This is a genomic window from Dactylosporangium sp. NPDC049140 (genome assembly GCF_040648435.1).
On the sequence record NZ_JBEZDS010000003.1, the window covers coordinates 435,453 to 459,928 of the forward strand.

The following is a 24,476-nucleotide window of genomic DNA, read 5'->3' on the forward strand; positions in this document are numbered from 1 at the left end:
CTGTTACGGTCGGGCTTATGAAACAGAACCGATGGCTCGCACTCGCGGTACTCGCGACCGGCATGCTCATGGTCATCCTGGACGGCAGCATCGTCACGGTCGCCATGCCCGTCATGCAGCGTGATCTCGGCTTCACGCCCGAGGGACTGACGTGGGTGGTCAACGCGTACCTCATCGCATTCGGCAGCTTCCTGCTGCTCGCGGGCCGGCTCGGTGACCTGCTCGGCCGCAAGCGGGTGCTGCTCGCCGGTACCGCGGTCTTCGTTGCCGCCTCGGTGCTCGCCGGGCTGGCCACCAGCCCGGCCATGTTGATCGCGGCGCGCTTCCTGCAGGGCGTCGGCAGCGCGATGGCCAGCGCCGTCAGCCTCGGCATCCTCGTCACGCTCTTCCCCGAGCAGCGCGATCGGGCCCGCGCGATCGGCGTGTTCTCGTTCACCGGCGCGGCCGGCGCATCGATCGGCCAGGTGCTCGGCGGCGTGCTCACCGACGCCCTGAGCTGGCACTGGATCTTCCTCATCAACGTGCCGATCGGCGTGGCTGCGCTGGCGCTGGCGGTGCCGTACCTGCCGAACGACCGCGGCCTCGGCCTGCGCGCCGGAGCGGATGTGCTCGGTGCACTCTTCGTGACCAGCGGCCTCATGACCGGCATCTACGCCGTGGTCCAGACGAGCGGTAACCGCTTCGTGACCGGTGGTGTCGCCGTGCTGCTCCTGGCCGCGTTCGTCCTGCGGCAGGCCCGGGCGCGTACCCCGCTGATGCCGCTGCGAGTGCTGCGCTCCCGCCAGGTCGCCGGGGCCAACGCGCTGCAGATCCTCATGATCGGCGCGATGTTCTCGTTCCAGATCCTCATCGCCCTGTACATGCAGCGAGTCCTCCACTACACGGCGCTGCAGACCGGCCTGGCGATGCTCCCAGCCGCGCTCGCCATCGCCGCCGTGTCACTCGGCGTGTCGGCCCGGCTCATCCACCGGTTCGGCGAGCGCACGATCCTCATCGCGGGCCTGGCCCTGCTCACCGTCGCGCTCGGGTGGCTGACGAGGCTGCCGGTCGACGCGCGGTACACGACGGATCTGCTTCCCGTCATGGTGCTGATCGCCGGCGGGGGACTGGTGCTGCCCGCGATCACGGGTCTCGGCATGTCGGGCGCCCGGCCGGACGACGCGGGCCTGGCGTCGGGCCTGTTCAACACGACGCAGCAGCTCGGCATGGCGCTCGGCGTGGCCGCACTGTCCACTGTGGCCGCCGCCCGCACCGACGCCCACCTGCGCGCCGGCGCTGCGGAGGCGGCCGCCCTCACCGACGGCTACCGGCTGGCCTTCACCATCGGCGCCGCCTTGCTGGCCCTGTCCATCGTCGGCGCCGCGCTGCTGCTGCGTTCCGTTTCTGCGGCGGTACCGCAGGAGCCGTCCACCAGCACAGCCGTGAGCGGTGAGTCACCTTCCGTTGCCGTGGCCTCCGGCTCCGAGGGGTCTGCCAGCGCGTCACCGTCAGTGACCGCGTCATCGTAGGGCGTAGCCGCCTTCGATGCATCGCCACGCGGACCCCGCGGCCCCAGCCTCCTGGGCCGGCGGGGTCCGTCAGTGCGTCATCGCCGGGCGGCGCGCCCCTCGCCGGCATCGGCTCCGTCCAGGCGTCCGCCGCGGTCGAGGCGCCGGCCATGGCGGGACGGCCGTCGACGGGATCGACTCCCGTCCTTCCGCGGTCGATCGAGCCTGGAGAACCTCCGTGCGTCGACGACCGCCTCGGTCGATGTGCTGTGTAGTCGGCGCGCGCCAGCGGGCGGGCTCGGCAGGCAGTGCCCACGGCGTCACGCTCCGATGGCGAATCCGTTGTTCGCGGCTCGCGGATCGGCGCGTACCGGCAGTGAAGTTGCGACTACCGCGCATCGCTGTGGTTCGCGCTGCAACGTCCGGGCCGCGTGGCCCGTCTCTCTCAGGACGACGTTGGCGGGCACCGTCGCCGGGAGTAACGCGGCGGGGTGGGCATGATCGGATTCGGGGCGGGCTGTGGCCGGTTTCTCAGCGGTGTCTGCGACACTGTCGCGCATGCTGCAGCGGGTCGGGGGCGCGATCAGGGCGTCCGTGTTGTTGGTGATCGCGCCGGTGGTGGTGGCGCTCGGTAGTCCGGCCGCGGCGTTCGGATCGCCGGTGCTCACCGCGCCCGTGTTGGCGCCGCCGCTCACGTCGCCGCTGCTGCGGAAGGCGCCGAGTCCCACGCCGAGCGCGACTGGCTCCGCGAACGCGAACCTCGGCCCGTCCATCCCGGGTAGCAGTGTGTGCACGATGAGTGACCCGGTGCTGACCGAGATCTCGGGAATCGTCACGACTGCGAACGGTTACGCGGTCATCAACGACAGTAACGTGGAGCGGTCGCGGGAGAAGATTTTCCTCCTGGACGATCAATGCCGGGTGACGCGCAGCGTGGGGTACCCCAGCAGCGCCTTTGACCCGGAAGACCTTGCGGTTGCCAAGGACGGGACGCTGTGGGTCGCGGATGTCGGGGACAACACGACGCTGACCGGCGGTTCGGGCAACCGGCGCTCGTCGATCGCGCTGTGGAGCCTCGCGCCGGGGGCGAACACGCCGGTGATCCACCGCCTGGCGTACCCGGACGGCAAGGCCCGCGACGCCGAGGCGCTGATCATCGACGGCGACGGCCACCCGGTGATCATCACCAAGGACCCGGTCGGCGAGGTGTTCACGATGACGCAGCCGCTGCCGGCCAACAACGCCAATCCGGCGCCGCTGACCCGGGCCGGCTCGTTCCGGCCGCAGGCGACGGGTACCACGAACCCGTACGGCATCCTGGGCACTTCGGTCGTCACCGGCGCCGCGCTGAGCCCGGACGGCAAGCGCGCGGTGGTGCGGACGATGGCGGATGCGTACGAGTTCGATGTCACGGACGGTAGCGTCGTCGATGCGATCACGGGCGGGTCGACGCCGCGGATCACGCCGCTGCCGAGCGAGCCGCAGGGCGAGGGCATCGCGTACACCCGCGATGGCACCGAGTTCGTGACCACATCGGATCAGCCGAAGGCGAGCCCGATCCTGCGGTACACCCCGTACCACCCGGCGGCCGCGCCGTCCGCGTCGCCGGCGGTGCAGGCCCAGGCGCCGAAGACCGCTGACCGGTCGTTCCTGGACAACTTGTCGCTGCAGGACCTGACGCGGATCGTTATCGGGTTCGGGCTGCTTGGCGTGCTGATGATCGCCGTCGGGGTGTTCGCGGTCATCCGGTCGCGTCGGCGTCGTCGGGCGCTGCTCGTCGGTGGTGCCGCCGCCACGGCGAGCGCGCCTACTTCCGGTGCGCCAGCCTCTGACGCACAGGATTCCGGTGGGTCGAGTTCCGATGAATCCACTTCCGACGCGCGGAACTCCGGTGGCCCGATCTCTGACTCTCCGGCCGGCTCCACCGCACCGACCTCAGGTGGTGCCATCGCCGGCCGACAGTTCTCCGACGCATCCGGGTCGGACGGACGGTCTTCCGGCGGGCCGTCATCGGCCGCACTCGGGGCGGACGGGCCGTCGTTCGATGCGCCGTCGTCGGGCTCGCCGGGCGCTGGGGGAACTGCTCCAGCCGGCGCCGAGCCCGTGTCGGCGCCGGTGAGCGGCGTGGCATCGCCGGCCGGCGGGCCGCCGATCAAGGAGCAGTCGTCGGTCCGCGGCGATTCGTCACCGAACGTGACCGCCGGTACTCGGGCGTCGGACCCCGCAGTTCCGGTCGGTGGCGTGGCCGAGGAGGCGCCGGCTCCGGCGCAGACGAGGGGGGCCGGTTCGTCGGTACCTTCGAAGGCGGCCAAGGCCACGAGGTCGTCGAAGCGTCCCCAGCAGGGTGGCTCGGAGGGTCCCGGGTCGGCCTGAAGGCGGGGATTAACGGTATTGCGATTACCGGTAATCCATTAATTCGGTAATCCCAAAGTCGGCTGCGACAGGCTCCTCCCGCGGACTTGTACGATCGTACTAGTTCGGGATCTCGGGAGGTTTCCGTGGCGTACGTGATGCTGATGCTCGCCATCGCGGTTGAAGTGGTCGGTACCAGCTTGCTCAAGGCCACCGAGGGGTTCACGAAGCTCTGGCCCACGACGGGTGTGCTCGTTGCGTATGCGCTGGCGTTTCTGTTCATGGCGCAGGCGGTGAAGGTGGTGCCGGTTGGGGTCGCGTACGCGATGTGGTCGGGGCTCGGGACCGCCGCCATCGTTGCGATCGGGGCGGTGTTGCTCGGGGAGCCGCTCAGCCTGATCAAGGTGGTTGGTGTCGGGCTGGTGATTGCCGGGGTTGTGGTGCTGAATCTCGGCGGGGCGCACTGAACCGGCGGTGCGGCGGTGCCTCGGTGGGAGTTGGAGTTGTGGGCGGCAGGGACGTGGCCGCGATGGGGGTTGCGCCCGGTGGGAAGGTGCGGGCGATGGGGAGGTGCGCGGTTGGTCGGACGCCACGGACGGTCGATGCTCGGCGTGATGAGGTTTGGCTGTGGGGGAGTTGCGGACAATGAATGCACGCCGTGATCCTGAAGGGCGTAAGCGTGCGCTCGCCCAGGCCGTTGTCGAGGTCGTGGCCGAGGTTGGGGTTGGGCGGACCACGCATCGGATGGTGGCTCGGCGGGCCGGGGTGCCGCTCGGGGCTACGACGTATTACTTTCCTACGCTCGCGGATCTCGTTGCGGCTGGGCTGGCGTTGGTCAGTGATTCCGTTGGTGTCGAGCTCGAGCGGTGGCGGGTCGCTGTTGAGCGGGAGCCGGACGGTCTCGCCGAGGTGTTGAGCCGGCTCGTGGCCGATTATGTGGCGGATCAGCCGAAGGCGTTGCTCGAGTATGAGCTGTATCTGGCGGCTGCTCGGGTGCCTGCGCTTCGGCCGCTGGCGCGGGCCTGGCTTGATGGGGTGCATCTGATGTTGGCGCCGCGTACCGGGGAGGCGGCTGCTCGGGCGATCAGTGGTCTTATCGACGGGGTGATGCTGCAGGCTGTTGTCACCGGGGAAGCGGTTCCGCGGGAGGCGCTTGCCGTTGCGATCCGGCAGCTCGGGGGCTGACGAGTGAGAGCCGACAAAGGGAACGGACGAGCCGGCCCGCTGTAAGACCGAAGCGAGACCGGCCGCCGTGGACCGAAAGGAGCCGGCCGTCGAGGACCCGAAGAACCGGCCGGCCGTGGGCGAAGGAACCGGCCGCCGCGGGACACGGGCAAGACCCGCGCCGCCGGTCAGGACGAAACCGGCCGCCGTCTCAGACCAGGCGCAGCTGGCCCTCGGCGCGCGCGGCCGGGCCCAAGTCGCCCGTGCGGTGGTGGCGGCGGCACAGTACCTGGTAGTGGACGTCCGCCGGGGCCGGCTCGTCCGCTCCGTCCGCCGTGGTGTCGCCGATCACGACCTGCAGGCCCTCGCGGGCGATCACGCCGTTGACCACGCGCGCGTTGAGCAGGCCCGCCCGGCCGCACCAGCACAGCACCTCGACCTGCACGCGGGTGACCTCGTCGGCGAGTTCGAAGAGGCGTTGCGCGGCCGGGAACAGGGCGGTGCGGAAGTCGGTGGCGAGGCCGAACGCGTATACGTCGACGTCGGAGTTGTCGACGAGGTCCGCCAGCTGCTCGATCTGCGCGACCGTGTAGAAGCTGGCCTCGTCGCAGATGAGGTAGTCGACGCGGATGCCTCGGGCCCAGCGGTCGCGGACCAGGGCGCGCAGGTCCAGCCCGGCCACGTCCACGGCGTCCTTGCCCAGGCCGATGCGGGTGGAGAGACGGCCCGGGCCGGCGCGGTCGATGGTGGTCAGGACCAGGCCGTGGCGGCCCTGCCGGGCGTGGTTGTAGTCCATCTGCAGCGCGAGGGTGGATTTGCCGCAGTCCATCGGGCCGTAGAAGAACTTCAGCCGGCCCCCGCGTCGTGTGCGGGAGTCACCGGCGGCCACGCACGCCGTTGGGTCGTCGTCGGTTGGGGTCACGGCGGAGAAGCCTACTTGGCGGCCCGCTCGTCGATGCTCCGCAGGAGGACGCTGACCTCGGCGTGTTCCGTGACGCCCATCGCCTCGTACAGGTCCGCGGCGGTCTGCAGCCGCTGCCGCGACAGGCGCGGGTCGCTCGTGCACAGGCCCAGGCCGTGGTAGGCGCGGGCCTGTTCGTAGCGGTACCCGGCCCGCATCGCGCGTTCCAGGGCGCGCGCGAACTCGGCCTTGGCCTCGTCGAGCCGGCCGACGGCGTGCAGCCCGCCGCCGTGGTTGCTCGCGGCCAGGCAGGCGATGTGCGGGTCGAGGTGCGCGGCGTCGCGGGCGGCGAGCTCCAGCAGCGCCAGGCCCTCCCCGGTGCGGCCGAGGGCGATGAGGCTCATCCCCAGGTAGCTGCGGGCCTCGCAGATCACCGCCATCCCGGCCTCCGGCGGGATCCGCCCGACGGTCCAGCGCAGCAGCAGCTCGGCGTGGCGGTGCTGGCCGAGGGTCTGGCGGATGACGGCGAGCTCGATGGCGCCGTTGATGGCCAGCTGCGCCCCGGTGGCCCGGCCGGCGGCCAGGGTGCGCCGGGCGGCGATGAGCGCCTCGCCGGTGCGGCCCCGCAGCCGCAGGATCGTGGTGAGGCAGGTCCACTGCCCGCCGTACACGGTGACCTCGGCCGGGTAGATCGCCTGCAGCGACTGCTCCAGCAGCTCGAGGGCCTCGGTGAGGCGGCCGGCGAACTGGTACACGGCGGCGAGGTTGGAACGGGCTCTTCCGCCCCACTTCGGGTGCTCGGCGATGACATTGAGGTGCCGGGCCGCGTTGCCCTGGTCGCCCTCGCGGGCGTAGGCGGAGGCGAGGTAATTGTGGGTCATCGCGACGAGGTCGTCGTCGGCGAGCGCCTCGGCCGCGGCCAGGGCGCGGCGGTGCAGGTCGATGGAGACGTCGTTCATCGAGTTGCGGAAGAGGTACCCCCACACCGCCCTCGGCAGCAGGCACGTGTGCCGGTGCCGGCCGAGGCGGTCGGCGAGCTGGGTGACGCCGACCACGTTGCCGATCTCCAGGTCGAGCCAGCGGCGGGTGGCGGCGAGGTCGGCGAAGCGCGGCACCCACGGCTGGACCTCGCCGACGTCGATCGCGCCGCGGGCCCGGCCGCCCTCCCAGGGGCGGGTCGCCGCGGCCGCGGACTGCAGGTAGAAGTCGAGCATCCGGTCGGTGGCCGCGTCCCGCTCCGGGTCGTCGGCGGCCAGCTGCGCGGCGTACTCCCGCAGCAGGTCGTGCAGCCGGAACCGGCCGGCGACGGGCTCGATGAGCAGGTGCGCGTCGACGAGGCGGCCGAGCAGCTCGTCGGCGTCGCGGATCGGCAGGTCGGTCAGGGCCGCGGCGACCCGGACCGCGAACTCGCCCGACGGGTGCAGGCCGGTGAGGCGGAACAGCCGGCGGGCCGGGTCGTCCAGGGCCCGGTACGACAGCTCGAACGCCGCGTGCGGCGACCGCCCGTCGACGGTCAGGTCGATCGGGGCCGGGTTGGCCTGGCGCAGGCGGTCGGCGAGGTCGGCGACGCTCCACGACGGCCGGTGCGCGAGCCGGGCCGCGGCCAGCCGCAGCGCGAGGGGCAGCCCGCCGCACAGGCGCACGACGTCGGCGACGGCCCGCGGGTCGTCATCGGCGCGCGCGCCGATGACGGTGGTGACGAACCGGACGGCGTCGTCGTCGTCGAGCACGTCCAGGGAGACACTGTGCGCGCCGTCGAGCCCGCCGAGCCGCCGGCGGCTGGTGATGAGCACCAGGCTCGCCGACGCGCCGGGTAAGAGCGGGGTCACCTGGGCCGGGTCGGCGGCGTTGTCGAGCACGACGAGCATCCGCCGCTGGGCGAGCTCGCTGCGCCAGCGGGCGACCCGCTCGTCGGGGTCGGCCGGGATCCGCTCCGGGTCGAGGCCGAGGTGGCGCAGCAGCAGCCCGACGGCGTCGTGGGCGGCCAGCGGCGGCCGCTCGCCGTGGGCCCGCAGGTCGACGAAGAGCCGCCCGTCGGGGTAGCGGTCGGCGACGAGGTGGGCGACGTGCACGGCGAGGCTGGTCTTGCCGACGCCGGCCATGCCGTCGACGGTGAGCACGACCGGGACGCCGTCGCGGCCGGGCCGGGCCGCGGCGACCAGGCGGGCGACGAGGTCGTCGCGGCCGGAGAAGTCGGCGATGTCGCGGGGCAGCGTCCACGGGGTCGGGACCGGCAGCGCGCGGGTCGCCGGGGCGCCGGAGGCCATGCCGAGCATCGCCGGCGGGCCGGGCCGCGGCGACGAAGCGGCCGGCGGCGGGGGTTGCAGCAGCCCGCGGTACAACTCCTGCAGTGCCGCACTTGGGGCGAGCCCCAGCTGCTCGTCGAGGGCCTCGGCCAGGCGCAGGTAGACGGCGATCGCGTCGGCGGTGCGCCCGACCCGCGCGAGGGCGGTCATGAGCTGCCCGTGCAGGCGCTCCCGCAGCGGGTGCTGCTCGGCGAGGCCGGTCAGCTGGCTGATCAGTTCCGCCTGCAGGCCCAGCTGCAGCTCGACGTCGAGGCAGTCCTCGAGGGCGCTGTTGTGCCGCTCCTCGAGGGCGACAGCGGCGGCCTGGACGCCGGGGCTGTCGACGCCGGCGAGGGCCGGGCCGCGCCACAGGTCCAGGGCGTCGCGCAGGTGCTTGCGGGCGGTGTGCAGCTCCCCGGCGGCCATCGCGGCCCGCCCGTCGGCGACGAGCTGCGCGAAGACGAGCGTGTCGAGCTCGTCGCCGGCGACGACGGCCCGGTACCCGGCGGTGTCGGTCTGGATGGCGCCGGGCAGCTGGCGGCGCAGCCGGGAGACGCAGGTGTGCAGCTGGGCGCGGGCGGTCGCGGGGGCGGCGTCGCCCCACACGGCGTCGACGAGGCGGGGGAGCGTGACCACCCGGTTGGGCTGGAGGAGCAGCATGACCAGCAGGACCCGGTCGCGGGTCGCGGAGATCTCCAGCCGCCGGCCGGCGACGTCGACCTCCAGCGGACCGAGCAGCCGGTAACGCACGACCGAACAGTAACGCAGGGTGTCACGTACACGACACCCGCCAGTCACAAGCCCGTCAGAGCTTGGCCGGTGGTGTGTTGCCGGCCGCCTCGATCGCGCGGCGCATCGGCACGAACAGCAGCAGGACGAATCCGGCGATGAAGAACACGACCAGAATGATGATCGCGACGCGGTAGCTGCGGGTCAGGTCGTAGGCGAGGCCGAACGCGAGCGGGCCGAGCCAGCTGGTGCCCTTGTCGGAGATCTCGTACAGCCCGAAGTACTCACCCTCCTTGCCCTTGGGGATCAGCTGGGAGAACAGCGATCGGGACAGGGCCTGGCTGCCGCCGAGGACGAGCCCGATGCCGCCGCCGAGGATGACGAACAGCACCGCCTGCTTGGCCGGCATGAAGAACGCCACGATGATGACGACGGTCCACAGCACCAGGCTGACCAGGACCGTCTTCCAGGCACCGATGGACTTGGCGAGCCGGCCCAGTAGCAGCGCCCCGGCGAAGGCGAGGAACTGCACCATGAGGATCGTGGGCACCAGCACGTCGTCGGACAGCTGCAGCTCCTCGGTGCCGTACTGGCTGGCGAGGGAGATGACGGTCTGGATGCCGTCGTTGTAGATGAGGTACGCGGCGAGGAACAGCAGCGTCAGCGGGAACGCGCGCAGGCCCTTCAGGGTGCTCCACAGCTGCCGGAACCCGTCGCCGAGCACGTTGCCGCGCACCACGCCCAGGTGCTCGTCGGCGACCGGACGGTTGCGCAGGGTCAGCAGCGGGATGGTGGTGAACCCGGCCCACCACACACCGGCGGAGACGAGGCTGTACCGCGCGACCTCTCCGGTCGTCAGGCCCAGGCTGTCCTTCATGAGTACCGCGGCCACGTTGAGCAGCAGCAGGGTGCCGCCGCCGAGGTATCCCCACGCCCACCCGAAGCTGGAGACCTTGTCCCGGTCCTGCTCGTCGGCGATCTGCGGCAGGAACGAGTTGTACACCACGACGGACGCGCCGAACGCGACGTTCGCCAGCAGGAACAGTCCGGCGCCGAGCAGGTACCGGTCGCCGGTGAGGAACAGCATCCCGACGGTGGCCGCGGCGCCGATGTAGGCGAACAACGCCATCAGCTGCTTCTTGCGCGGCGAGCGGTCGGCGATCGCGCCCACCACGGGCAGCACGAACACGGTCAGGAACACCGACAGCGACACCGTGTACGGGAACAGCGAACCCGGGGCGATCGCGATGCCGAGCGGGTGGATGGCGGCGTCGTCGGGGCAGCCGGCGTCGGGGCACCTGGCCGCCGTCTCGGCGATCGACGTCAGGTACGGGCCGAGGAAGACCGTCACGACGGTGGTCGGAAACGCCGAGTTGGCCCAGTCGTAGAAGTACCAGCCGACCCGCTCACGACGAGAGCTGAACTCCTCCACTGTGGACCCCTTCTAGGCCGGCCAGATGCCGCGCGTCTGGTACACGTCGCGCAGCACCTCGATGTGATCGGTCATGATGCCATCTACGCCGAGGTCGAGGAAGTGGGCGATCTCGGCGGCTTCGTCGATCGTCCACAGGTGCACCTGCAGCCCCATGCGGTGGCAGTAGCCGACGAACTTGGCGGTGGCCAGGGCGATGCGGCCGTACCGCGGCGGGATCTGCACCGCCACCACGCTCTCGGCCGGGGTGTAGCGGCGCCCGACCTGGTAGGCGGCGAACAGCCCGGCGACCTCGCGCATGCCCATGGACGTGGCCACGCCGGGCCCGGCGAGCCGTCGCATCCGCCGCAGCCGGGCCGAGGAGAACGAGGCGAGCAGCACCCGCTCGTGGGCCTTGAGCCGGTCCACGACCTCAACCGTCGGCTGTACCGCGTGGTCGGTCTTCGCGTCGATGTTGAACCGGATGTCCGGGTAGGCGTCGAGCACCTCGTCGAGGCGGGGCACCGCGGCCGCGCCGCCGACCCGCTCGCTCTGCAGGTCCGCGAACCGTAAGTCGATCATCCGACCCGGGCGCCCCAGGAGCCGCTCCAGCGTGTCATCGTGGAACACGACCGCGACCCCGTCGGCGGTGGCGTGCGTGTCGGTCTCGATGTACCGGTATCCGAGATCGACGGCACGGGCGAACGCCGCTGTCGTGTTCTCGTCACCGGCTGCCGCCCCGCCACGGTGGGCGAAGCCCAGCGGTCCTGGGGCGTCGAGGTAGGGCACCTGCTTCACGCGGCCAGTATGCAGCGATCTCCGGTCAACTTCGTGCAACGGCGGGTTACGGCAGGCTTGACGGCCGACGCAGAGCGCGGAACGGCAAAGGTAGGGTGACGCACATGCGCGTGCTCGGCATCGACTTCGGCACGTCGAACACGGTCGCGATGGTCCGCACTCCGGACGCGCGGATGCGACCGCTGCTGTTCGACGGTTCCCCCTTGCTGCCCTCTGCCCTGTACTTCAACACCGACGGGAAGGTCCTCGTCGGCCGGGACGCCGAGCGCAATGCGCGGCTCGACCCGGCCCGCTTCGAGCCCAACCCGAAGCGGCGCATCGACGACGGCGAGGTGTTCATCGGCGATGCGTCGATGCCCGTGCCGCGCCTGTTCGCGCACGTGTTGTCGCAGGTGAACGCGGAGGCGCGCCGGCAGTTGGGCGGGGCCCCGGAGGAGGTGCGCCTGACCCACCCGGCCCGGTGGGGCGAGCGGCGCCGGTCGCTGCTGATGGAGGCGTGCCGGATCTCGGGCCTCGGCAACCCCCGGCTGATCGCGGAGCCGGTCGGCGCGGCGTCGTACTTCACCGCCGTGCTCGGCTCGGCCGTGCCGGTCGGGCGCAGCCTGGCCATCTACGACCTCGGCGGCGGCACGTTCGACGCGACAGTGGTGCGCCGCACCCAGTCCGGGTTCGAGGTGCTCGCCGAGGACGGCCTGGCCGACGTCGGCGGCCTCGACTTCGACCACGCGATCGTCGAGCACCTGGGCAAGACCTACCAGGAGAGCCACGCCGAGAAGTGGGCGGCGCTGGCCAACCCGACCGACGCCTCCGACCGGCGGCTGCGGCGGATGCTCTACGAGGACGTGCGGGGCGCGAAGGAGATGCTGTCGCGGACCGCCTCGACCGACATCCACCTGCCGTCGATGGAGATCGACGCGCACCTGACCCGCGAGGAGCTCGAGACCCTCGTCCGGCCGTACCTGGAGCGCACCGTCGCGTGCCTGCGCCGGGCCATCGAGTCGGCGCGGCTGCAGCCCAAGGACCTCGTCGGCATCTTCCTCGTCGGCGGCTCCTCCCGCATCCCCCTCGCGGCGCACCTCATCCACACCGAGCTCGGCGTGGCCCCGACGACCCTGGAGCAGCCGGAGACGGTCGTGGTGGAGGGCGCGCTGTGCATCGGCGCCGCCGTCACCCCGGTCCGCGCCTCGGGCACCCCGCGCACGGTGACCCCGCCGCCGCAGCAGCGCCCGGCGCCGGTCCAGCAGCGCCCGATGCCGCCGGTGCAGCACGCCCCGGTCTCGGCCGCACCGATGTCGGGCGTGCCGGTGTCGCCGGCCGTGCAGCGCCCGCCGGTGGTACCGCAGGTGCAGCAGCGCCCGCCGGTCGTCGCGCCGCAGCCGGTGGTGCAGCGCCCGCCGGTGATCCAGCAGCCGGTGACGCCGGCGCCGGTGTTCCGCCCGCAGCCCGCACCGCAGCCGGTCGTGCAACAGCCGGTGGTGCAGCAGCGCCCGGGCCCGTTCCCGCCGCAGGCGGCCCGGCAGGCCCCGGCCCAGCAGGGGGAGGCGGCCGAGCGCAACTGGATCGCCGTGATCGTGGTCGTGCTGGTGCTGGTGGCGGTCCTGTTCGTGATCCTGCTCGTGACGGCGCTGAGCTAGCGGCTGGAACCAGAACAAAGGCCCGCACGGTGTACCCGTGCGGGCCTTGTCGCGTTCGTGGCGTCTACTGCGGCGCCCAGTAGGTGGCCAGGCTGCTCGTCGCCGGGTCGTCGGAGCCCAGCAGCAGGCTCCACGGGTCGGCGCCGGGCGGCACCTCGAGGTGCTCGTAGTCGGCCAGACCGGCGGGCTCGGCCGGGCCGTGGTGCTGCAGGGCCGGGTCGAACGCCGCGGACAGGCTGTGGTCCGGGCCGCCGAGCACCTCGGCGTCGGTCCACGGGAAGCCGCCGGCGGGCTCGGGCGGGTCCTGCAGGTGCAGCTCCTCCGGGAACTGCACCTCGTGCCAGCCCGGGTCGTCGGCGGAGGCGTCGACGTCGGGGTCGGTGCCGAAGGCGCTCTCGTGGCCGTCGTCGCTCGCCCCGTCGATGTGGCCGTCGCTGAGGTGGAGCTGGCCGCCGTCGTCCTCGTGGCCGGCCTGCCCGCCGTCGTCGTGGCCCTCGCCGTCGCCGTCGTGGTGGACCGCGTCGCCGTCGTGGAGGGACTCGTCGTACTCGGCCGTGGCGTGTTCGGTGCCGAGCGGCTCCTCGAGGTCGTCGTGCCCGCCCGCGCCGAGGTGGCCGTCGCTGAGGTGCTGGCCGGGCTCGCCGAAGTCGTGCCCGGCGTCGCCCGAGCCGAAGTCGTGGCCGGCGCCGTAGTCCTCGGCGTAGTCGTCGTGCCCGGCGCCGCCGTCCTCGCCGTACCCGCCGTGCAGGTCGTGCCCGGCGTCGCCGCCCAGGTCAGCGGTGTCGGCGTCGTCGCCGCCCTCGGACCATTCCCAGTGCCCGTCCATCGGTCAGCCCCCTACGCCTCGGCGGCCTCGGCGCCCGCATCGGCCGGTGCGGACGGGGTGAGCGCGCGGATGCGCACGAGCACCTCGTCGACCTGCTTGATGCGGGACCGGAGGCCTTCCCGTTCGGTGCTCAGCGCGGCCTTGCGCTTGCCGCGCTCGGCCTTGTCCTCGGCCAGTGACTTGTCGATGTTGGCGATGTGGGCGTCGAGCTGCTTGAGCCGCCGCTCGATCGCCTCGTCGAGGGCCAGGGTCAGCGCGTACTGCAGGTCGGTGAACCGGTTCATGATCTCGTCCGACAGGGCGGCGCGGGCCTCGCCGAGGACCTCCCGCAGCCAGGTGCGGGCCTGGACCTTGTCGGCCATGCTCTTGCGCTTGAAGATCATGTAGGCGCCGGCGGCGAGGCCCAGGCCGACCCCGACGACGGGCAGGACGAGCCCGGCGCCGGCCAGGCCGATCGCGCCGAGCGCGCTCGCGCCGCCGATCATGCCGGGGACGCGGGCGGCCATCATCGCCATACCGGCCGAGGACATGACGACCATCGCGCCGTCGCCGCCCTGCTCGCGGCGCGGCTTGGTGCCCAGGGCGTGGCGGAGCCGGGCGTTGAGCCCGCGCAGCACGTGCTGCAGCTCGTTGGGGTGGAACACCTGGGCCAGGACCCGCTCGCCGACCTTGCGGAAGCGGAACTCGAGGTCGTGTGACAGCCGGACGCTCAGCGCGTACAGCGCCTTGTCCAGCTCGGCCGGCAGCTCCTGCATGTCGCCGCGGCCGCCCTTGTCGATCTTCTCCATGAACTGTTCCTGCAGCTGCGTGATGTAGTTGCGCAGCCGGGAGGTGGCCTCCACGCGGGCCCGCTGGGTCTCCGTGGACAGGGCCAGGGACCACTGCCGGGACTCGGTGCGCTTGCGGGTGGCGACCTGCGCGCGCTCCTCCTTGGCCCGCTCGAAGTCGGCCGGGTCCGGGTCGGTCGCCTTCATCCGGTCGCCGAGCTCCTGGTCGACGCGGATGTACTCCGACCGCACGCTGCGCAGCACGTTGGCCTGCTGCAGCAGGTGGCCCTTGGAGGCCAGGTCGATGAGGGCGTGCTGCAGCTCGGCGATCCGCGACTCGCGGATCAGCTCCCCGGCGGCGTCCTTGGGCATCTGCATGGCCATCTCGGCGAGCCGGGCCGACACCGGGTACCAGGGTGCGGACGCGAACCGGGGCGCGTGGGTCTGCAGCTGGCCCTTGTTGTCGTCGAGGATCTTGCGCCAGCCCGGGTAGGCGTCGACCTTCGTCAGCGCGAACAGCACGAAGTTGACCTTCTTGCTGGCCTCGATGAGGAAGTTCATCTCCGGCTTGGAGAACGGGCTGGAGGCGTCGACGACGAACAGCAGCGCGGTGGCCTTCTCGACCGCGTCCATGGCGACCTCGGCGTGCATCGAGTCGAGGCCGCCGGTGCCGGGCGTGTCGATCAGGGTCAGGTACTGCAGCAGCGGCGCCGAGTGGTGGATCTCGATCCGCCGCGGCGGGCGCATCCCGTCGGGGATCCGGCCCAGCACGGTGCCCCAGTCGCGCAGGTCACCGAGCCCGATCGGGACGGGGTCCTCCCGGCCGGGGATGTAGGCGCGGGCGCCGTGCTGGGGGTTGTGCTTGAACTCCAGGTACGACGCGGTGGCCACGGCGGCGTCGACCGGCGACAGGTTCGGCACGCCGATGAGCATGTTCGTCAGCGAGCTCTTGCCGCGCTTGGTCTCGCCGACCACGACGATGCTGGGCCGCTGGACGTCGCGGCGGCGCTCGGTGTCGATGTCGGACGCCGCGTCGGGGTCGATCTTGCGCAGGTAGGCGAGGCTGCCCTCGACGCCGGCCTTGAGCAGCTTGCCCAGCGCCGCGGTGGCGTCGGCGGGCTTCTTCGGCGCCGCTCCGGCGGGAGCGTTGGGGGTCGTGGTCATCGTGGCTGCTCTCTGCGCGGCTGCTGCGTGGTGTGCTGGACGGTCGGGTGCGCGCCGGTCGGCCCGCCGGGCTGGGCCGGGCGCTGGACCGTCGGGTGGGCGCCGGTGGCGCCGCCGGCGCTGCGGGCCGCCTGGAACACGGTGACGATCGGGGCCCGCAGGACCCGACCGTCGCGGTCGACGTAGCCGGGGACCTCGACGCCGGAGATCTGCCCGTTGAGGTTCGGGTCGTTGGTCGGGGTGGTGCCGCCGGCCTCATGGTGGGCCGGGTCGAAGCGCACCCCGGCCGGTTCGAGGGTGGTGACCCCGGCCTCGTGCAGGGCGGCGCCGAGCCGGTCGCCGAGAGCCTTGCTGGTGACCCGGTCCCGCACGTAGATCGAGGCCTGCACGAGCGCGCGCCGGTCGGCGTCGGACTGCCCGCCGCGGCCGGGCGGCGCCGACACCGGGGCGGTCGCGCCGCGTCCGGCGCCGCGGGCGGACAGCAGCAGCAGGAGCAGCAGGGCCGCGCCGACGAACAGGGTGCCGACGAACGCCACCAGGGCCGGCTTCACGCCGAAGGAGTCCTGGGCGGTGCAGGCCTTGCTCTGCGCCTGAACGGTCTGGGCCTGCGTGCCGGCGTTGTCCGGCTGCTCCGGGGTGCCGCCGGCCTTGACCGCGCCGCTGACCGCGGCGCCGCCCTCGACGGGCGGGGCGGAGGCGCTGACCGTCTGCGCGGGGCAGTTCGGGGCGCCGCCGAGCAGGCCGGTCGCCACGCCGGTGAGCACCGCGATGACGAGCGCGACGGCGACCGCGACGAGACGCAGGCTGTTGGAGGACATTCTCGGCTCCTGGGGGTGGGGGCCTCGGCTATTGGCTGTACGAAGGTGATTATCGGACATTTGCCCCTCCACCGCGGATGCGCTGGGAGAGCAGGTAGAAGCCACGGTGCGCGACGAGCGCAACCCGCGACTGCGACGGGCTCGCGCCGGCGACGGCGTAGGCGCGCCAGCGGGTCGCGGCGTCCAGCGCGGCCCGGACCATCGAGTCGCGGTCGGCGCTGGGCAGGTTGAGAATCCAGCCCGGGTCGTTGGACAGTGCCAGGCGGGTCAGCTCGCCCTCCATCTGGTCGGGCAGGTCGACGGCGCCGGTCGTGACGAGCTGGGCGACCTCCAGCAGGCGCAGCCGGTGCGACTCGGGCTGCTGCAGTACCCGTTCGATGGCGTCGCGCAGCAGCTCCCGGTCGTGCGGCCGCTCGGCGTGGCTGGCGATCTTCTCGAGGCTCGACAGTGCCCAACCGGCCTTGATGGCGTCGGTGCGCCACCGGAACGCGTGGTCCAGGGTCTGCCGCAGCCGCGGGAAGCCCGAGGCCTGGAACAGCATCCGGACGAGCTCGCCGGTGGCCAGCGTCGGCTTGGCGACCAGCTGGGCGATGGCGAAGCTGATGCCGTACAGGTCGAGCAGGCGCAGCAGCCGTTCCCGCGACTCCCGGGTGACGGGGCACTCGCGGGTGGTGAACAGGTCGACGGAGGCCAGCAGCACGGTCCGCTCGCCCTGGGGCAGGGCGGCGAGCTGGCGCAGCGCCTCGCAGTCGGCGGCGGTGAGCCGGCCGGCCTCGGTCGTCTCGGCGAGGAGGCCCACGACGGGTACCACATCCGAAACGACCCGGCGCAGGACCTTCGACTGGTCGTTGGCGAGGGGCGCGACGATCGGCCACGGGTCCTGCCCGCCGCCGGCGAGCTTGTCCACCTTGTTGAACAGCCCGAGCGAGTTGATCGGGTTGCTCGACAGCCGGGCGGAGATGGACCGGAACGCCTCCAGCGCCTGCACGTCGTCCTCGCGGACGGACTGCGTGAACACGTAGATGATCGCCTCGGCGCCGGACAGCGCCCCGGCGGAGTCGGAGTCGAGGTCGTCGTCGATCGGGGCCTCGGAGAACAGGAACCGGCGGGCCTGGTCCGACACGGACGTGTTGGCGCTGGACAGGCCGGGCGTGTCGACGACGGTCAGGTCACGCAGGTGGTCGCTGGTGAGGGTGACGTCGACGTAGGCGACCTCGTGGCGGGCCACACCGAGCCGCTGCGGGATCATGCCGGCCTCGTCGAGGGGGAGGCTGACCCGGGCCCCGTTGCGCTTGACGACGTCGACGCGGTCGGAGGTGCCGTAGCGGAACTGCGTGACGATGCGGGTGCACTCGCCGACCTCGGTGGGCGCGACCCGCCGGCCGATGAGCGCGTTGACGAGCGTGGACTTGCCGGACTTCAACCGGCCGGCGATCGCCACGCGCAGCGGCTCGCCCAGCCGCCGGCGCACGTCGACCACCTGGGCCTGGGCGGCCCCGCCGAGCCGGTTGCCGACCTCGCCGCACAGGTCACCCACGCGGGAGCTCAGGGGTCCTGGAGCCACCGGGTCAGCCCCGCTTCGACGTCGGGCACAGACTGATCACCGACTGCGCGAGGCCGGTGGGTTCAGCCACAATGCCGACGTACCCTCGGGTGTCCAAGGGGTGGACCTCGCTCATTATTCGCTCCTGGGTGCAATCAGTACCGTCATGTCACGCACGTACGGCACACACATTACGAATATCCTGCGCGCGCAGGATCCCATGTTCGTGCCAGGAATGGAGGCTTCCCGTGCCTGAGGCACCGACTGATGAGCCCGTCGCCGGCCCGGTGGCCGGGTCGGCGGTGGTGTCGGCGGTCGTGGGCCGGGCGAGTGTTCCTGCCGTGTGGCCGCCCGCCGGCCTGCTCGCCACGGCCGTGGAAGCCCTGCACAACCCGGGTCTGGTCGTCATCGCCGGGGCGGCCGGCACCGGGCGTACCGGGGTCCTGAAGCGGCTCGCCGAGTCGTTCCGCGGGGCCGTGTTCAGCGGGGGCGCCCTGGCGATGCTGCGCGGCGTGCCGGCCCTGCCGCTGTCGCGGGCGGTCCGGGTGCGACTCCCGTCACATGAGGCGCCGCTGCTCGCCGAGGCCGTCCGCTCCCGCGTCCGTCACGGCCTGTTGCTGCTCGACGACCTCCAGTGGGCGGATCCGCTCACGATCGCGGCGCTGCCGGCCATCGCCGAGCACTGTCGGATAGTTGTCACCCTCCGCACGCCGCACCGCCTGCCGGGCGACGCCGAGCGGGCGCTGCGCGCCGCGGCCGCGAAGTCCGGGGCGTGGCTGTCGATGCCGCCGATGCCGGCCGACGCCGCCGCCGCGCTCGTGCGGCAGCTGGCCCCGTCCGCGTCGGCCGCGGTCGTGACCGACCTCGTGCGCCGCGCCGGCGGCGTCCCGCTCGCCGTCGTCGCCCTGGCCAAGCACGTCGCCCAGGGCGGCACCCCCCGCGACAGCGGCGACGGCCTCGACAAGGGCCTCGCCTACACCGTCGCCGGCGCCCTCGCGGACCTGTCCCGCCCGGCCCGTACCGCGATGGCGGCGCTGGGCCTGCTCGGCCGGCCCGTCACCGCGACCGTCCTCGGCGAGGGCCTCACCGAGCTGGTCGAGACCGGCCTGGTCGAGCTCACCGACGGTGTCGCCGGGCCCGTCTCCCCGTACACCGCCGAGGTTGCCGCGGGCCTGCTCGACGCGACCGAACGCGCCGCCCTGCACCGGCGCCTGGCCACGCTCGTGCCGCCCCGGGAGGCGGCCCGCCACCTGGCCGCGGCCGGCGCCGGCGCGGAGGCCTACCAGGTCGCGGTGACCGCCGCCGCGGCCGCCGAGTCCTCCGGCGACCGCGCCGAGCTGCTGCTGCTCGCCTGCGACCTGCCCGGCGTCGACGCCGAGCCGCAGGTGCGCATCGCCGCGGCCCGCGCCGCCCTCGCCGCCGGCCGGCCCGGCTCGTGCCTGCGGGTCATCGACGCGGCCACCACCGACCCGGTCGCGGCCGTGCTGCGCGGCGAGGCCCTGCTGCAGCAAGGCAGCCCGGTGCCCGCCGCCGCGGCCGTTGCCGCGGTCGGGGACGACGCCCCGGCCGAGGTCCTCGGCGGCCGGGACCGCATCCGGCTGCTGTCCATGCTCACCACCGACCCCGGCGGCGCCCTGGCCCGCGCCGAGGAGCTGCTGCAGGTGCACGGGGAGGCGCCCGCCCACCCGGGGCTGCGCGCCGCGATCGCCGCCGTGCGGGCCGGGACGCGCCAGCCCGGCTGGGAGTACGGCCTCGCCTCCGCCGCGTCCGCCGCCGGGCAGGCCGGCGACGTCCTGGCCGCCCGCTGGTCGGCGTGGCTGCTCGTGGAGACCCTGACCGCCGACGCCCGCCTCGCCGAGGCCGCCCAGGCCGCCGCCGCGGCCGCGGCCGCCTGCGCCGGAGACCTCGCCTACAGCTGGCAGACCCGGTTCCTGGCCGCCCAGCTGTGGTGCGACGCGCTGCGCGGCGACGCCATCGACGAGGTCGTGCGCCGCGCCGGGGACCTCGCCGACCGGACCCTGCCCGCCCTGGCCCGCGGCTACGCGGTCGCCGCGGCGAGCCTCGCCGAGGCCGACGGCGGCCTGCTCGCCCCGGCCCGGGCCCGGCTGGAGGCGCTGCAGAACCGGCCCGCGTCGGCCGGGCCCGTCCTGGACTGGGTCACCCGCGAGGCGGCCTGGCTCGACGGCCGCCCCGACCAGGCGTTCGAACCCGCCGACGCGGCCGTGTCGACCCCGCTCGTCGACGGGCTGCGCCGCATCACCGCCCGCTGGGCCGCCTACGACGCCGGCGCCTCGTTCAGCACCGCCGACGACACGATGCCCCTCGCCCCGGTCCAGGTGACGCTGGAGGCGTGGAAGGCCCCGGTCCGTTTCACCGAGGCCGCCGCGGCCTGGCACGAGCTCGCCCGCCGCGAGGAGGTCCGCTGCCTGCTCGCCCAGGGGTTGCTCGAGGAGGGCGCCGATTTGGCGGTACCGCCACTGCTCGAGGCCGAGCGCCTGGCCGAGGAGGCCGGGCTCGTGGTGCTGCTGGGCCGGGCCCGCCGGGCGCTGCGGCGGCACTCGATCCGCCGCGACACCCGCGGCCGCCGGGCCGGTGACGAGCTCACCGACCGCGAGCGCGACGTGCTGCGGCTGGTGGCCAACGGCGAGCCGACCCGCCGCATCGCCGGGCAGCTGGGCATCTCCCGCGAGACGGTGGAGACGCACATCCGCTCGGGCATGCGCAAGCTGGGGGCCCGCACGCGTACGGAGGCCGCCGCCCTCGCCATCGAGGAGCTCGGCCAGTGAGCCCGTGTGTTTGTTTGACGGGCCTCGATTGCGGGCATTGCGCGTCCCCGGCGCCAAGCCATCGAGGAACGTGGATGAGTAATGTCGTGGTCTTGTGCGGGAGTGCCCCTTCATCGCATGGTGGGCGCATGGCTTTCCCTGCGGGCCGGCGCACGGCTTCCGTTGCGGGCCGGTCCGTGGCCGCTTCGGCGGGTTTGTCCACGGCTTCCGGCGCGGGCCGCTGATGGCCGGGGATCCGGCGCTCGCCCCCCGGTACGTCGTCGCTTCCGGCGCCGACGCCACCGCCGTGCTGCGCCGCCTCGCCCGGGCCGGCTGGACCACCCGCGAAGGCTTCGCCCTGACCGACCAGGCGTGGGACGTCTCCGACGCCCGCCTCGCCCTGTTCGGCCGGGTCACCGACGACGACACCGCCGAGCTCGCCCTCCTCGCCGCCGCCCGCGGCGCCGGGATCGTCGCGATCAGCGACACCGCCGCCGAGATCGGCCGCGCCCTGCTCGCCGACCTCGGCCGGATCGGCCCCGTCACCACCGACCCCGACGCCGAGCTCGGCCCCGACCCCGCCGACGACGGCGGCGGACCCGTCCTCGCCCCCGAACAGCGGGCCCTGCTGGAACGCCTCGCCGGCGGCGAGACGATCGCCGCCGCCGCCGCGGCGGAGTTCCTGTCGCTGCGCACCGCGAACCGGCGCATCGCCGAGGCCCGCGAGGTCCTCGGCGTACGCACCACCCGCGAGGCCGTCCTGGCGTACCTGCGGATGCGCCGCGAAGGCGCCTAACCGGCCCGCATCCGCGCCGCCTCACGGGTCAGATGGTCCCGCTCCGGCACACTGACCGCCGCCCGGGCCGCCGCCGCGTACAGCTGCGCGGCCCGATCCCGGTCCCCGGCCCGCTCGTGCAGAAACGCCAGCACCGCCGTGTACCGCGGCACCTGCGGGTCGACCCCGTCGAGGGCCTTGAGCCCGGCCTGGGCCCCGTCCGCCGCCCCGACCGCCACCGCCCGGTTCAGCCGCACCACCGGACTGTCGTGCAACGCCAGCAGCTCGTCGTACCACTCCACGATCTGCACCCAGTCCGTCTCCGCCGCGCTCGGCGCGTCCGCGTGCAGCGCCGCGATCGCCGCCTGCGCCTGATACTCCCCGAGCCGGTCCCGGGCCAGCGCCCGCTGCAGCACCGCCACCCCCTCACCGATCAGCGCCGTGTCCCACCGCGACCGGTCCTGCTCCGCCAGCGGCACCAGCCGCCCGCCCGGACCCGTGCGCGAGGCCCGCCGGGCGTGGTGCAGCAGCATCAGCGCCAGCAGCCCCGCCACCTCCGGCTCGTCCGTCAGCGCCGCGAGCTGCCGGGTCAGCCGGATCGCCTCCGCGGCCAGGTCGACGTCCCCGCCGTACCCCTCGTTGAACACCAGGTACAACACCCGCAACACCGTCGCCGGGTCCCCGGGCCGGTCCAGCGCCAGCCCGGCCAGCCGCCGCTTGGCCCGGCTGATCCGCTGCGCCATCGTCGCCTCCGGCACCAGGTACGCCGCCGCGATCTGCCGCGTCGTCAACCCGCCGACCGCCCGCAGCGTCAGCGCCACCGCCGAGGCCGCCGGCAGCGACGGGTGCGCACACAGGAAGTACAGCCGCAGCGTGTCATCGGTGCCCGGCACCGGCCCGGCCGCCGGCTCCGCATCCACCGCCGCCTCCCGCCGGCTGCGGGACGCCTCGGCCCGCGCCGCGTCGAGGAACCGGTGCCACGCCACCGTCACCAGCCACCCCTTCGGGTCCCGCGGCGGGTCGTCCGGCCACGTCCCCAACGCCCGGACCAGCGCCTCCTGCACCGCGTCCTCGGCATCGGCGAAGTCGGCGCCGCGCCGCACGAGCACGCCGATCACCGCCGGCACCAGCTCCCGCAGCAGCCCCTCCCGCTCCCACACCCCGGTTCAGTCCGCAACACACTCGACGTGCCCGGCCAGCAACGGCCGCACCTCGAGCCACTCGTACAACGGCTTCCCGCCCGCCCCCGGCGCCGACGACAGCTCCGCCGCCAGCTGCAGAGCCCGCTCCCACGACTCCACGTCGATCATCATCCACCCGGCGATCAGGTCCTTCGTCTCCGCGAACGGCCCGTCCGTCACCGGCGGTTTCCCTTCGCCGTCGTACCGCACGAAAGCACCCCCCGCCGCCAGCGCCTGCGTGTCGACGAACTCCCCGGACTCCTGCAGCCGGTCCGCGAAGTCACGCATGAACTGCGCGTGCGCGTCGACCTCCGCGGGCGTCCACTCGTCCATCGGCTCGGCGCCCCCGACCGGCGCCGGACCGCCCCGATAATGCTTGAGCAGCAGGTACTTCACGGTCAGTTCCCCCTTCGTCAGCCGTCGCGTGCCCCCGGGGACGCAGCCGGCGCCCGGTTCTCGACATTCTCGTCCGGGTTCTCTGGCTCTAGTTCTCTGGCTCTAGGATCGCCGCATGACGTTTCCCGCCCCGGACGACGACTGGCAGCGGCCGCAACGCCCCGACTGCGCCTGCCGCGAACACCTCGAGGACGTCCAGGCCCTGGTCATCCCCAGCGAGGACTGGGACGAGGACCCCACCTTCGAGGACCTCCTGGCCACGGGGTCCCTCGGGGTCCGGCCGATCGACCCGAAGGAACGGTTCGTGCCCGTGTTCGACGAGCACGGGCACGAGTCGCGCCTCGGCCCGATCCACTGGCAAATGGGGGCGGCCGACGAGATCTACGGCTGCTACGCCGACGACGCCGAACTGCCCCTGGACCGGTCGATCGCCGCGCAGCCCGGGGTGGACCTGGTCGAGTGGTACGACCGGGAGGAGTTCCTGATCGGCGCGCCTGGCCTGTGCGACAGCGGCCTGCTGGCCGCGATCGCCCGGGCCATGCACGACCCCCGGGTGCGGGCGCCCCGCTGACCCCGTCGCGGCGCGCCGACCCGCACCCGTTCGTCAGCCGGGGGAGCGGCCGCCGGCGGCCCGGTGGCGGCGCTGCAGCGTCAACGGCCGGACCGGGTCGATGTAGCGGGGCAGCCGCGGCTCATCGGCACGCAACGGCCGCAGCTCGGCGGTGATCGCGTCGATGATCCGGTCGGTGGCGCGTTGCGCGGCCCCCGGTACCGCCGGATCGATCCCCGACAGATCCACCACCGCCCCGAAGTGCACCCGCACCACCGGCCGCCGGAACAACGCCCGCGCCAGGGCCCGCACCGTCGGCCCGACCCCGCCCCACGCGGCCACCTCGTGCGCCCCCCACTGCGCGACGGCGACGACCGGCGCCCCGGTACCGAGCGCGATCCGGGCAAGCCCCGTCTTGCCACGCTCCGGCCACATCCCGGGATCGAGCGTGATCCGCCCCTCGGGGTACCCGAGCACATGCGACCCGGCCGCAAGGGCCCGCGTGACATCGTCGACGGCGGCGGCCACGTTCGCCTGCCGCCGGTTGATCCGGATATGCCCGCTGGCCCGCATCACGGACCCGACGACCGGCGCCCGGAACAGCCCCCCGGTCGCCATGAGCCGCGGCGCCAGCCCGGCGACCCGGCACGCGGCCGTCACGGCAACGGGATCGAACGGCCCGATGTGATTGACGGCGAGAATGACGGGCCCGTCCCGCAACTGCGGCGGCAGCCCACCACTGACCCGCAGCCGAGCCACCGGAAACACGACAGCCCGGGCGACCCCGAGCAACACGAGCCAGATACGCGGCGCCCGCCACCGCGCCACGGAACCGACCGGCTCGGCGGTCACCGCACCGGGCGGGGCGGCCGAGCCGGGTGCGGACGCCGCACGTCCGACAGTGTCCTGTTCGAAGGCCTGGGTTCCGAC

19 protein-coding genes are annotated in these 24,476 nt (G+C 73.4%); 8 read left to right on the plus strand and 11 right to left on the minus strand.

The annotated features are described in order from the left end of the window. Positions 1-17 precede the first annotated feature (17 nt). The 4 genes from AB0B76_RS08315 (at position 18) to AB0B76_RS08330 (ending at position 5,024) form a co-directional block, all read left to right on the plus strand. Positions 18-1,508 (plus strand): MFS transporter, encoded by a 1,491-nt coding sequence (locus tag AB0B76_RS08315; protein ID WP_360371368.1) that lies wholly within the window; start codon positions 18-20, stop codon positions 1,506-1,508. A gap of 537 nt (positions 1,509-2,045) precedes the next feature. Beyond that, the gene (locus AB0B76_RS08320) at positions 2,046-3,860 is read left to right on the plus strand and encodes a hypothetical protein (RefSeq protein WP_360371371.1); all 1,815 of its coding nucleotides are present in this window, start codon (positions 2,046-2,048) and stop codon (positions 3,858-3,860) included. Between the two features lie 125 nt (positions 3,861-3,985). Beyond that, positions 3,986-4,306, plus strand: coding sequence for a multidrug efflux SMR transporter (locus AB0B76_RS08325; protein ID WP_360371374.1), 321 nt, complete (start codon positions 3,986-3,988; stop codon positions 4,304-4,306). Between the two features lie 160 nt (positions 4,307-4,466). After that, on the plus strand, positions 4,467-5,024 hold the full coding sequence (locus tag AB0B76_RS08330; RefSeq protein ID WP_360371378.1) for a TetR family transcriptional regulator: 558 nt from the start codon (positions 4,467-4,469) through the stop codon (positions 5,022-5,024). A 190-nt stretch (positions 5,025-5,214) separates the two neighbouring features. Here the strand turns inward: AB0B76_RS08330 and AB0B76_RS08335 are convergent, their stop codons facing one another. The 4 genes from AB0B76_RS08335 to AB0B76_RS08350 are packed head-to-tail and all read right to left on the minus strand — an operon-like array spanning position 5,215 to position 11,127. Then, a complete protein-coding gene (locus AB0B76_RS08335) occupies positions 5,215-5,892 on the minus strand; it encodes a thymidine kinase (protein WP_360371675.1) in 678 nt (225 codons plus the stop codon). A gap of 44 nt (positions 5,893-5,936) precedes the next feature. Beyond that, a complete protein-coding gene (locus AB0B76_RS08340) occupies positions 5,937-8,939 on the minus strand; it encodes a BTAD domain-containing putative transcriptional regulator (protein ID WP_360371381.1) in 3,003 nt (1,000 codons plus the stop codon). A 55-nt stretch (positions 8,940-8,994) separates the two neighbouring features. Beyond that, a complete protein-coding gene (locus tag AB0B76_RS08345; protein ID WP_360371384.1) occupies positions 8,995-10,350 on the minus strand; it encodes an MFS transporter in 1,356 nt (451 codons plus the stop codon). 12 nt (positions 10,351-10,362) lie between these two features. Beyond that, positions 10,363-11,127, minus strand: a complete 765-nt coding sequence (locus AB0B76_RS08350; protein WP_360371387.1) for a glycerophosphodiester phosphodiesterase family protein — start codon at positions 11,125-11,127, stop codon at positions 10,363-10,365. A gap of 104 nt (positions 11,128-11,231) precedes the next feature. On the opposite strand from AB0B76_RS08350, the gene AB0B76_RS08355 reads away from it, so the two are divergent. Next, positions 11,232-12,761: an Hsp70 family protein gene (locus AB0B76_RS08355; RefSeq protein ID WP_360371390.1), complete on the plus strand. Its 1,530-nt coding sequence runs from the start codon at positions 11,232-11,234 to the stop codon at positions 12,759-12,761. 64 nt (positions 12,762-12,825) lie between these two features. On the opposite strand, the gene AB0B76_RS08360 is transcribed toward AB0B76_RS08355, so the two are convergent. The 4 genes from AB0B76_RS08360 to AB0B76_RS08375 are packed head-to-tail and all read right to left on the minus strand — an operon-like array spanning position 12,826 to position 17,900. Beyond that, on the minus strand, positions 12,826-13,587 hold the full coding sequence (locus AB0B76_RS08360; protein WP_360371393.1) for a hypothetical protein: 762 nt from the start codon (positions 13,585-13,587) through the stop codon (positions 12,826-12,828). A gap of 11 nt (positions 13,588-13,598) precedes the next feature. Continuing rightward, positions 13,599-15,518 (minus strand): dynamin family protein, encoded by a 1,920-nt coding sequence (locus tag AB0B76_RS08365; protein WP_360371396.1) that lies wholly within the window; start codon positions 15,516-15,518, stop codon positions 13,599-13,601. Further along, the gene (grpE, locus tag AB0B76_RS08370; protein WP_360371399.1) at positions 15,515-16,336 is read right to left on the minus strand and encodes a nucleotide exchange factor GrpE; all 822 of its coding nucleotides are present in this window, start codon (positions 16,334-16,336) and stop codon (positions 15,515-15,517) included. The genes AB0B76_RS08365 and grpE overlap by 4 nt, the downstream gene beginning before the upstream one ends. Before the next feature lie 49 nt (positions 16,337-16,385). Then, positions 16,386-17,900: a dynamin family protein gene (locus AB0B76_RS08375; RefSeq protein WP_360371402.1), complete on the minus strand. Its 1,515-nt coding sequence runs from the start codon at positions 17,898-17,900 to the stop codon at positions 16,386-16,388. A gap of 227 nt (positions 17,901-18,127) precedes the next feature. Here AB0B76_RS08375 and AB0B76_RS08380 point away from each other — a divergent pair, with 227 nt between their 5' ends. Beyond that, the gene (locus tag AB0B76_RS08380; RefSeq protein ID WP_360371405.1) at positions 18,128-20,665 is read left to right on the plus strand and encodes a helix-turn-helix transcriptional regulator; all 2,538 of its coding nucleotides are present in this window, start codon (positions 18,128-18,130) and stop codon (positions 20,663-20,665) included. A gap of 223 nt (positions 20,666-20,888) precedes the next feature. Beyond that, positions 20,889-21,440: a LuxR family transcriptional regulator gene (locus AB0B76_RS08385; RefSeq protein WP_360371408.1), complete on the plus strand. Its 552-nt coding sequence runs from the start codon at positions 20,889-20,891 to the stop codon at positions 21,438-21,440. Here AB0B76_RS08385 and AB0B76_RS08390 read toward each other — a convergent pair. Beyond that, entirely contained in the window at positions 21,437-22,579 is a 1,143-nt protein-coding gene (locus AB0B76_RS08390) for a DUF6596 domain-containing protein (RefSeq protein ID WP_360371411.1), read from the minus strand. The two genes, AB0B76_RS08385 and AB0B76_RS08390, sit on opposite strands and share 4 nt — an antisense overlap. A 6-nt stretch (positions 22,580-22,585) precedes the next feature. Continuing rightward, the gene (locus AB0B76_RS08395) at positions 22,586-22,996 is read right to left on the minus strand and encodes a YciI family protein (RefSeq protein WP_360371414.1); all 411 of its coding nucleotides are present in this window, start codon (positions 22,994-22,996) and stop codon (positions 22,586-22,588) included. Positions 22,997-23,111: 115 nt separating this feature from the next. Here AB0B76_RS08395 and AB0B76_RS08400 point away from each other — a divergent pair, with 115 nt between their 5' ends. Beyond that, a complete protein-coding gene (locus tag AB0B76_RS08400) occupies positions 23,112-23,567 on the plus strand; it encodes a hypothetical protein (RefSeq protein WP_360371416.1) in 456 nt (151 codons plus the stop codon). Positions 23,568-23,600: 33 nt separating this feature from the next. Here the strand turns inward: AB0B76_RS08400 and AB0B76_RS08405 are convergent, their stop codons facing one another. After that, positions 23,601-24,374 (minus strand): lysophospholipid acyltransferase family protein, encoded by a 774-nt coding sequence (locus tag AB0B76_RS08405; RefSeq protein WP_360371678.1) that lies wholly within the window; start codon positions 24,372-24,374, stop codon positions 23,601-23,603. Between the last annotated feature and the right edge of the window lie 102 nt (positions 24,375-24,476).